Annotated in this window: 12 protein-coding genes; 10 read left to right on the top strand and 2 right to left on the bottom strand. The window is 40.0% G+C overall.

Going from position 1 to position 9,884, the window contains the following annotated elements:
* Window positions 1–151: 151 nt before the first annotated feature.
* The 9 genes from HMPREF2571_RS10685 (at window position 152) to nusB (ending at window position 5,221) form a co-directional block, all read left to right on the top strand.
* A complete protein-coding gene (locus HMPREF2571_RS10685; protein ID WP_004183466.1) occupies window positions 152–301 on the top strand; it encodes a hypothetical protein in 150 nt (49 codons plus the stop codon).
* A gap of 36 nt (window positions 302–337) precedes the next feature.
* Entirely contained in the window at window positions 338–538 is a 201-nt protein-coding gene (locus HMPREF2571_RS06730; RefSeq protein ID WP_004183464.1) for a hypothetical protein, read from the top strand.
* Between the two features lie 266 nt (window positions 539–804).
* Complete coding sequence (locus HMPREF2571_RS06725; protein WP_004183460.1) at window positions 805–1,665, top strand: thioredoxin family protein; 861 nt, start codon at window positions 805–807, stop codon at window positions 1,663–1,665.
* Window positions 1,666–1,708: 43 nt separating this feature from the next.
* On the top strand, window positions 1,709–1,990 hold the full coding sequence (locus HMPREF2571_RS06720; RefSeq protein WP_070847500.1) for a hypothetical protein: 282 nt from the start codon (window positions 1,709–1,711) through the stop codon (window positions 1,988–1,990).
* 132 nt (window positions 1,991–2,122) lie between these two features.
* Complete coding sequence (locus HMPREF2571_RS06715; protein ID WP_014635041.1) at window positions 2,123–3,184, top strand: M24 family metallopeptidase; 1,062 nt, start codon at window positions 2,123–2,125, stop codon at window positions 3,182–3,184.
* Window positions 3,185–3,202: 18 nt separating this feature from the next.
* A complete protein-coding gene (locus tag HMPREF2571_RS06710) occupies window positions 3,203–3,658 on the top strand; it encodes a deoxycytidylate deaminase (protein ID WP_002884736.1) in 456 nt (151 codons plus the stop codon).
* A 115-nt stretch (window positions 3,659–3,773) separates the two neighbouring features.
* Entirely contained in the window at window positions 3,774–4,334 is a 561-nt protein-coding gene (gene efp, locus HMPREF2571_RS06705) for an elongation factor P (protein ID WP_002891830.1), read from the top strand.
* A 70-nt stretch (window positions 4,335–4,404) separates the two neighbouring features.
* Window positions 4,405–4,794 carry an Asp23/Gls24 family envelope stress response protein gene (locus HMPREF2571_RS06700; protein WP_002884704.1) on the top strand — a complete coding sequence of 130 codons (390 nt, stop codon included), beginning with the start codon at window positions 4,405–4,407 and terminating at the stop codon, window positions 4,792–4,794.
* Window positions 4,787–5,221, top strand: a complete 435-nt coding sequence (nusB, locus tag HMPREF2571_RS06695; protein WP_002884506.1) for a transcription antitermination factor NusB — start codon at window positions 4,787–4,789, stop codon at window positions 5,219–5,221. The genes HMPREF2571_RS06700 and nusB overlap by 8 nt, the downstream gene beginning before the upstream one ends.
* An 89-nt stretch (window positions 5,222–5,310) precedes the next feature.
* Here nusB and HMPREF2571_RS06690 read toward each other — a convergent pair whose 3' ends face one another.
* Together HMPREF2571_RS06690 and HMPREF2571_RS06685 are read right to left on the bottom strand one after the other, a co-directional pair.
* Complete coding sequence (locus HMPREF2571_RS06690; RefSeq protein WP_013991172.1) at window positions 5,311–6,276, bottom strand: LacI family DNA-binding transcriptional regulator; 966 nt, start codon at window positions 6,274–6,276, stop codon at window positions 5,311–5,313.
* An 8-nt stretch (window positions 6,277–6,284) separates the two neighbouring features.
* Entirely contained in the window at window positions 6,285–7,727 is a 1,443-nt protein-coding gene (locus HMPREF2571_RS06685; protein WP_013991171.1) for a sucrose-6-phosphate hydrolase, read from the bottom strand.
* 188 nt (window positions 7,728–7,915) lie between these two features.
* Between HMPREF2571_RS06685 and HMPREF2571_RS06680 the strand changes: the two genes are divergently transcribed.
* Window positions 7,916–9,817, top strand: coding sequence for a sucrose-specific PTS transporter subunit IIBC (locus HMPREF2571_RS06680; RefSeq protein ID WP_013991170.1), 1,902 nt, complete (start codon window positions 7,916–7,918; stop codon window positions 9,815–9,817).
* Window positions 9,818–9,884 lie beyond the last annotated feature (67 nt).

Here is a 9,884-nt window from a genome sequence, read left to right as displayed (position 1 = left end):
AACCACCCGTTAGACGGGTGGTTATGATTGAAAAGGGAGAACTTATAATGACCTTATACCCAAATCCACTAGGTCTTCAAGACGACTAAATCTTTGTATAGTCCAAGTGGTTATTGCTGTATTTATTTTTGAAAAGAAAGGAGAAATAAGAATGCGAACTAAGGTATATGGTGAAGAGCTCAATGCTGAAAGCTTAGAAAATGTTACAGGGGGTGGTTTTGTATCTAAACCTCAAACCTTACCTGAACGATTGGGTTGGAACAAATGGTGGTTGAAAAGAAGACCTCCTTATGGCGATTAGAAGTTACCATGAACACCAGATATGGGAAAGAGGAGTATGGATAAACAGAAGAATAATCTTATTAGAAGTTTAAGCATTGTTATCGTGATCGTCTGGCTATTTATTGTGATGATAAATGCTACGTTAAGTTTCACCGAAGGCGTTGCCTTTATTGACCATTGTCTCGTCTGGTCAACACTTTCGCTAGCTTTTTCTTTGTTTGCGCTTAGGGTAGCGGGGAAGGATAAGGAGAAATGATTTTCTCTGTTGATTACTATAGTCTTAGGTTGAGTTTATTGCTTAGCCTTTTCTTTTTGTCTTTAATCTTATGGAATGGTGACATTTATGTCACTATTTTTTATTTCGTTAAGCTCTTATAATGAAGTCATAGCTTGGACTTAGTGGCTAAAATATTAATATAAATAGAAAAAGGAGAGGAACATGGTAATTAGTGTCATGGTACCATTGCTTTTGTTAATTGGTAAAAAGTAAGATGTAACACAGTAAACAAATAAGGAGAATACATGAAGAAAATACAATTTATTTTGATGGCGAGTTTTGTTTTAGGTACTTGCCAGTTGGCGGTGCTTAGTGGAGCAGCGGATGAGTTAGATGTTAAGGAATCTACAGTCGAATTATCCAATAATTCTGTTGAGAATGGTGAAGTAGAGAATGTGGAAGTTTCTTCTGAAACAGTTTCTCAACAGGTAGCTGAGAAAGTTGAATCTATTAGTGAGACAAAGGAAAATTCGCTTCCTCAATCATCACAGACAGGAGTAGTTGAGACAGAAGTAAGGTCCGAAGAGGTCTCGGTTGAAACTTATGAAAAAAATCTTGAAAACCTGAAGCCAGTCTCTTATAGTGATGTCACAAATATGTTGACTGAAGATGGCGGAGACCATATCCTTTATGTTGGCCGGCCAACCTGCTACTATTGTCGTCAAAATTCTCCGGTTTTGAAGGATTTCAATACCCTGATTGATGGTCAGCTTCTTTATTACAATACAGATTCAGATCAGTTGGACCGTGAGTCTCGTAAAATACTATTTGATAAGCTAGGAATTCCAGGGACTCCAAGTGTCATTCGTCTCAAAAATGGTCAATTGGTTTCTGGCTATCTTGGCAGTGCTCCAGATGCCCAAGCTATTTATCAGGCTGTTTTCAAGGAAGAAACTGAGAAAACAGAGACACCAGAGGGAAAAGAAGTAGTAGAGAAGGTGGAAAATCCCTTACCTGAGTCCCCTTCTGAAGATACTATCAAGGATAGTGATAAGGATGTAATTAATCATACTGAAGGGTCTGTTACTAGCCTAATGTCTCAAATTAAGCAAGTTTTTAGGAATCTAACAAATCTGCTTATAAGTCTTTTAGGGAAATTTATCTAACAGACTATTTTCTAAGTTGGAGAAATAAAAGAATTTATCAAATATGGTTTCCTCTTTGCTTGTCTTGTTTGTAAAAAATACCTTGACAGCCTTTGTAACGGCCTATTTTGGTGTGACAGGAATGACTTTCTTCACGCTCTATTTGGCTAGTTTAGGGGATACCATGACTAAGCTGATGACTTATGTGCCATTTAGTTTTATGCGAGCAGTCTTTACTAGCGGTCAACAGTTCTTCAGTCTTCGCGAAGCCCTTGTTTTGTTTGCTTGGACTTTGGTTTTGCTCCTCTTTGCGCCAACTATCTACGAAAAGCGAGCCTTTGTATAATGCTAATAAAGTCAGAGTTTCATCTGGCTTTTTCTTTATGACATCAAAAAAACAATCTAAAATGTCAATTTAATCCTTTAAAGTCTGAAAATTTGGTATAATTAACCTAAAATACCAAAGGAGTAATTCATAATGCAACGTAGACTTGAACGATTTGATGCCAAACTTTCCCAATCAGGCCTTGATGCCTTGTTGGTGACAGGACAAAAAAATATCTATTATTTAACAGATTTCTGGGGGACAAATGCGACTGTCTTCATTACTAAGAATCGTCGCCTCTTCTTAACGGATTCACGTTATACCCTCATTGCCAAACAATCTGTGCATGGCTTTGATATTATCGAAAGTAAGGATCCACTTAAGGATATTGTTAAAATTATCGAGGCTGATAACCTTGAAACAATCGGTTTTGATAATCAGGTGTCATTTGCTTACTACCAAGGTCTTCAAGCGATTTTTGAAGGCTACACTTTGTCACCACAAAGCAACTTCATGGAAGAGTTGCGTATGATCAAGGACGAAAAAGAATTGGCAACTATCCGTAAGGCTTGTTCTATCTCAGACCGTGCCTTTACAGATGTGCTTGATTTCATTAAACCAGGTCAAACAACAGAGCTACAAGTAGCAAACTTCTTAGATTTCCGTATGCGCGAGTACGGAGCTTCAGGGATTTCCTTTGAGTCTATCATTGCTTCAGGCTACCGTTCAGCTATGCCTCACGGGGTTGCTTCAGAAAAGGTTATTCAATCTGGTGAGACCTTGACTATGGACTTTGGTTGTTACTACAACCACTACGTTAGCGATATGACTCGTACTATCCATATTGGTGACACTACTGATGAGGAGCGTGAAATTTATGATATCGTTCTACGTTCTAATCAGGCCTTGATTGACGCGGCTAAGGCTGGCATGACACGTCGTGACTATGATAAGGTTGCGCGTGATGTTATTGTCGAAGCGGGGTACGGTGATTACTTTACACATGGTATTGGACACGGTATTGGTCTTGATATTCACGAGATTCCTTACTTTGGTAATTCTGATGAAACCATCGAAGCTGGTATGGTCTTGACGGACGAGCCAGGTGTTTATTTGGCTGATAAATATGGTGTTCGTATCGAAGATGACATCATTATTACAGAGAATGGTTGTGAATTGATTACCCTTGCGCCTAAGGAATTGATTGTTCTCTAAGATTTGGAGGAATACTTTATGCCAAACCGTTTATCTTGGCAAGATTATTTTATGGCTAATGCAGAGCTGATTTCTAAGCGTTCTACGTGTGATCGTGCCTTTGTTGGGGCTGTTTTAGTCAAGGACAAGCGTATTATCGCTACAGGTTATAATGGCGGAGTTTCTGAGACTGATAACTGTAACGAAGTAGGCCACTATATGGAAGATGGTCATTGTATTCGTACGGTACACGCAGAGATGAATGCCCTTATTCAATGTGCCAAAGAGGGGATTTCTACCAAAAATACAGAGATTTATGTGACTCATTTTCCTTGTATCAACTGCACCAAAGCTCTCTTGCAAGCTGGTATTGTTAAGATTACATACAAGGCCAATTATAGGCCCCATCCCTTTGCGATTGAGTTGATGGAACAAAAGGGTGTTTCTTATTTGCAACATGATGTTCCAGAGGTTCACTTAGGAATGGATGACTAGTTTGTTCTTTGAAAAAAGCCTGAGGATTGGGCTTGAATCTATAAAACATTTGAGCCATGCTGTCATTTATGGTAGAATAAACTGATAATAATTTTTTACAAAGAGGTATTTAATAATGATTGAAGCAAGTAAACTCCGTGCGGGTATGACTTTCGTAACTAACGATGGCAAATTGATCAAAGTTCTTGAAGCTAGCCACCACAAACCTGGTAAAGGTAACACAATCATGCGTATGAAATTGCGTGATGTTCGTTCAGGTTCAACTTTTGATACTAGCTATCGTCCAGAAGAAAAATTTGAACAAGCAATCATCGAAACAGTACCAGCGCAATACTTGTACCAAATGGATGATACTGCATACTTCATGAACACTGAAACATATGACCAATATGAAATCCCAGTAGCCAACGTTCAAGAAGAATTGAAATTTATCCTTGAAAACTCAGATGTAAAAATCCAATTCTACGGAACAGAAGTTATTGGTGTTCAAGTGCCAACAACTGTTGAATTGACTGTTACTGAAACACAACCATCAATCAAAGGTGCAACAGTTACAGGTTCAGGTAAACCTGCAACACTTGAAACTGGTCTTGTGGTTAACGTTCCAGACTTTATCGAAGCTGGTCAAAAATTGGTTATCAACACAGCTGAAGGTACTTACGTATCACGTGCCTAAGCCCGACTAAGTCTTTCAAACCACTGGTTTGAAGGCTTTATTTTCCAAACTAACGGAAAGGAAACATGCGATGACTACAGAAAATATCGGTGAAATTGTAATTGCCCCTCGCGTGCTCGAAGTGATTACAGGTATCGCTGCAACTAAAGTGGAAGGTGTTTACGCCCTTCAAAATAAAAATGTTACGGATAGTCTCAGCAAAACAAGCTTGGGACGTGGTGTTTACCTCCGAACAGAAGAAGATGGTACTGTAAATGCTGATATCTACGTCTCACTTCAGTATGGGGTTAACGTACCAGCGGTTTCAATTGAAATTCAAAAGGCTGTTAAAGCAGCTGTCTATGATATGGCAGAAGTGGCAATTTCAGAAGTCAATGTTCACGTTGAATCTATTGTTACTGAAAAGTCACAAAAACCAGACTTGGCTGAATTGTTTAACGAGGATTTTTTGAATGACTAATATCTTTAAAGATTCACGTCGTGACCTTCGTGAGCGTGCTTTTCAAACGCTTTTTGCCCTTGAATTTGGTGGAGAAGCTCTGGAACAAGCACATTTCGCTTACACTTATGACAAGCCAATTGACGAAGAAACTGAAGTTGATGTACCAGCCTTTCTTCTTAGCCTAGTAACAGGTGTCCGTGAAGAGTTGGCCCAACTTGATAGTCAAATTGAAGAAAAGTTGAAAGAGGGTTGGAGCCTCTCACGTTTGATTGTGACAGATCGTACTCTCCTTCGTTTGGGACTTTATGAAATCACGTCATTTGAAGAAACACCAGGACGTGTAGCTATTAACGAAATCATTGAAATCGCTAAAAAATATTCTGATGAAACATCTGCTAAGTTCATTAATGGTGTACTTAGTCAGTTTGTGACAGATGAAGCATAAGCAAAAGAAGTTGAACGTTGTTTCAACTTCTTTTTTTCTACAAATGTAACAAGAAAAAGTCGCAAGCGGAGATTTCTTGCGACTTTCATTTATATACTGCCACCAGCAATCAGACTCACTGGAAGTACATAATCACGATTAACTGTTTTGCCTTTAATTTTCTTGAGAAGAATTTCGACACAAAGCTTAGCAATTTCATCCAAAGGTTGTTGGATAGTTGCTAACTCTGGGTAGAAGTGACGGATAAAGGCGGTACCGTCATAACCGATGATTTTTAGGTCATCTGGGATAGAAAGTCCCAATTGTCTAGCTATCTTCATAACCAAGATAGCTGTTAAATCGTCCGAAACAAAGATGCCATCTGGTTTTTCACGAGAGATAATAGATTTGATTTCTAATTCTCGTCGCATGAGAGACAAATCGTTTGGAACAGGACAAATAATACCTTTCTTGTCCAATTCATAATTAAAACCTAGTTGACGAAGTCCTGTTGGAGAATCCGAATTATCATAGCCTGTAATCATGACAATGCGTTGACAGCCAGCCTTGACCATAGCTCTTGCGGCTAACTTGCCACCTTCAAAGTTGTCAGACGAAACAATGGGAATCTTTGGAGCGAGATTACGGTCGAAGGCAACGATGGGAGCTTCAACCTTCTCATAATCCTCAATACCAAGATTGTGACTAGACGAGATGATGCCGTCACATTGGTTGGCGGCAAGCATCTCCAAATAGTCTCTCTCCTTGTTAGGATCATGCTCACTATTACAAATAATGGTTTTATAGCCTTGCTTAAAGAGTTCATCCTCAAGACGTTCAATAAGTTCGGCATAAAATATATTGGAAATATTTGGGAAAATCAAGCCAACGAGTTTGGCCGACTTTCCTTGAAGACCTCGAGCTAAATTATTTGGTTTATAGTTGAGTTCTTGCATAGCAGCGTGAACTTTGTCAATGGTCTTCTGTGAGAGGTAGCCCTTTTTGTTTATGACGCGAGAAACTGTGGTTGGGCTCACACCAGCCAGTTCGGCAACGTCAGTAAGCTTTGCGACCATAAATCACCTTAGTATTTCAAGTCGAAGTAGTGCCCAGAAACGTTTCCTGATGTTACTTTGATACCAGTTTGTTCTGCACTTGGGAAAACACGACTAGTGAAGACTTTCTCACCTTTGTTGAAGTAAATTTCAACGATTGAGTTATCTACAAAGATGTTTGCTGTTGCAGCTTGACCGGCATCAAGTGTACATTCACGACTTGTTCCAAAGTCAGTAGCATATTGTTCACCAGCTTTAGAACGGTCAAGGATAACTTTTCCGTTTTCAGTATCAACTGTAAGTGACAAGCCATTCCCTTCTTGGTCTGCGAAGAGGACAAGTTCTGTTTGAGTGTTAGCTTCAAAGTTAAGTTCAAGCTCGTAAGTGTTAGTTGTTGCCGTTTTTTCAGAGAAATCTTCTTGGCTAGCACGTAAGCTTGTAATGGCTTCGACTGGATATTGGTAGAGTTTGCCATCTTTAATAGACAATTCTTTAACCAAGCTCATAGCCCCTTGGTAGTCGTATTTGTCAGTTGGATAGTCCACATCTGGAAGACCGATCCAGCTGACAATAAGGGCACGACCATCTGGAGTATTAAAGCCTTGAGTTGCATATGCTTCAAATCCGTAGTCCAAGTTGATAATTGGTGTGCCATCAACGAGGGCAGGTTTTTCTGTGTCGAAATCTTGGAAAATCTTATAAGTGTTAGGGTAGATGTTACCGTAGTCAAGTTCAGCTTTATCGAGACCTTGTGGGCTATAAAGAAGAACAGGTTTGCCATCTACAAAGACAAGGTTAGGACACTCAATCATGTACTCTGACCCAGTGCCACCAAAGTCAAGATTACCAACCTCAACCCAGTTTTCGACATCATTGTCTACTGCCTTGTAAAGTTTGATATAACCTTGTTTATCGTGGTTTTGAGCACCTACGATAGCGTAGAATTGTCCCTTGTAATCGAAGATTTGAGGGTCACGGAAGTGCCCAGTAGCGTCAGCAGGTTGTTTGATAAGAACCTTGTCGAATTTTTCGATTTTGCCGTCTTTATCCATCCAAGCGCCGATTTGACGTGGGTCACGAATCCAGTTTTCATCACGAACGTTCCCAGTATAGAAGATAAAGAGTTTATCACCGATTTGATAAGCAGAACCTGAGTAGGCACCGTGGCTATCATTTTCATGGTCTGGCAAGAGTTTGACACCAGTTTCTGTAAAGTGAACCAAATCTTCAGTTTCAGTATGCACCCATTGTTTCAAACCATGAGCAGCTCCAAATGGCCAACTTTGGTAGAAAAGTTGGAACTTACCATTAAAGTAAGAAAAACCGTTTGGATCATTAAGAAGCCCTGTTTCTGGTTCGATATGGTAACTTGCACGCCAAGGTGATTTAGCGACATTTTCTCTAATCTTTGTTTTTTCTTCGTCTGTCCAATCTGCGTATGGACGGTAACGAACTTCTGTTGGTAGATTCATATTTAGTAATCTCCTAATCTATTTGTTAATAATATAGTAAACGTTTTACCTATAAAAATCAACGATTTATAACAAAAAATAAAAAAATATGCTAAACGGTTGACATATGGCAGAAAGATGCTAAAATAGTTATCGTAAAGAAAAGCTAAACGCTTTCATACCAAATTTTATTAAGGAGAATTTTGCAAATGGATAACAAACAAATTGCAAAAGAAGTCATCAATGCCCTCGGTGGACGTGAAAACGTCAACAGTGTTGCTCACTGTGCGACTCGTCTACGTGTGATGGTCAAAGATGAAAACAAAATCAATAAAGAAAAGGCTGAGAACATTGAAAAAGTTCAAGGTGCTTTCTTTAACTCAGGTCAATACCAAATGATTTTTGGTACAGGTACTGTTAACAAGATTTACGACGAAGTCGTTGCTCAAGGTCTTCCAACAGCATCTAAAGACGAACAAAAAGCAGAAGCTGCTAAACAAGGGAACTGGTTCCAACGTGCTATCCGTTCATTCGGTGACGTTTTCGTTCCATTGCTTCCAGCAATCGTAGCGACTGGTCTTTTCATGGGTATCCGTGGAGCAATCAATAACGATACAGTTCTTGGTTTGTTCGGTACAACATCAAAAGCTTTTGCTGCTACTGATTTCTATACTTACACAGTTGTATTGACAGATACAGCCTTCGCCTTCTTCCCAGCCTTGATTTGTTGGTCAGCCTTTAACGTATTTGGTGGTTCACCACTCCTTGGTTTGGTTCTTGGTTTGATGATGGTTAACAACGCCCTTCCTAACGCTTGGGATGTTGCATCAGGTGCTGCTAAACCAATTTACTTCTTTGATTTTATTCCAGTAGTAGGTTACCAAAACTCAGTGCTTCCAGCCTTCTTCGTAGGTTTGCTTGGTGCTAAGTTCGAGCAATGGGTTCGTAAATGGGTTCCAGACGTTCTTGACCTTCTCTTGCGTCCACTTATCGTCTTCGCAGTAATGTCAGCTTTGGCCCTCTTTATCATTGGTCCTGTCTTCCATACTGTTGAAAGCTATGTTCTTGCTGCTACAGAATGGATTCTTAACTTGCCATTTGGTCTTGCTGGTCTTGTTCTTGGTGGAGTTCACCAAGTTATCGTCGTTACAGGGGTTCACCACGTCTTTAACTTGCTTGAAGCTAACCTCATTGCTAATACTGGTAAAGACCCACTTAACGCTATCATCACAGCTGCTATGACTGCCCAAGCTGGTGCGACACTTGCAGTGGGTGTTAAAACTAAAGATGCTAAATTGAAAGCACTTGCTTTCCCTGCAACTCTTTCAGCGGTACTTGGTATCACTGAACCAGCTATCTTCGGGGTTAACCTTCGTTTCGGTAAACCATTTATCATGGGTCTTATCGCCGGTGCTGCTGGTGGTTGGTTGGCATCAATCCTTAACCTTGCTGGTACAGGATTTGGTGTAACAATCGTTCCTGGTACACTTCTTTACCTTAACGGTCAAGTACTTAAGTATGTTCTTATGGTACTTGTCACTCTTGCTCTTGGTTTCGCTCTTACTTGGATCTTCGGTTACAAAGAGGAAGAAGTTGAAGCTCAAAAAGAAGTTGTTGCTGAAGATATTGCATCAGCAGAATCAGCTCCAGTTGCATTGCAAGCTGAAACAATCGCTGCACCACTTAAAGGTGAAGTTGTAGCTTTGGAAAATGTTAATGACCCAGTCTTCTCTTCAGGAGCTATGGGTAAGGGTGCCGCTATCAAACCTTCAGGTAACCAAGTAGTCGCACCATTTGATGGTGAAGTGCAAATCGCCTTCCCAACAGGTCACGCTTACGGTCTTAAATCTGATAAAGGTGCTGAAGTGCTTATCCACATCGGTATCGACACTGTCTCACTTGACGGTAAAGGATTTGATGCTAAAGTTCAAGCAAATCAACGCATTAAAAAAGGTGATGTCTTGGCTACCTTCGATAGCTCAGTAATCACTGAAGCAGGTCTTGACGATACAACTATGGTTATCGTTACAAACACTGCAGACTTCGAAGATGTTTCATCAGTAGCGACTGGTTCAGTTGCTGAAGGTGCAAACTTCATCGCAGTTAAATAATAAGCTAAAAAAGTCGAAGCCAATTCGGCTTTTTTAGTTTTGTGACTTTAATTCCGTTTCGCTCCGA

The organism is Streptococcus sp. HMSC068F04, from assembly GCF_001837455.1.
GTDB lineage: Bacteria > Bacillota > Bacilli > Lactobacillales > Streptococcaceae > Streptococcus > Streptococcus salivarius_D.
Note: the sequence above shows the minus strand (reverse complement) of the source record. Positions and strands in the feature narration are given on the sequence as shown.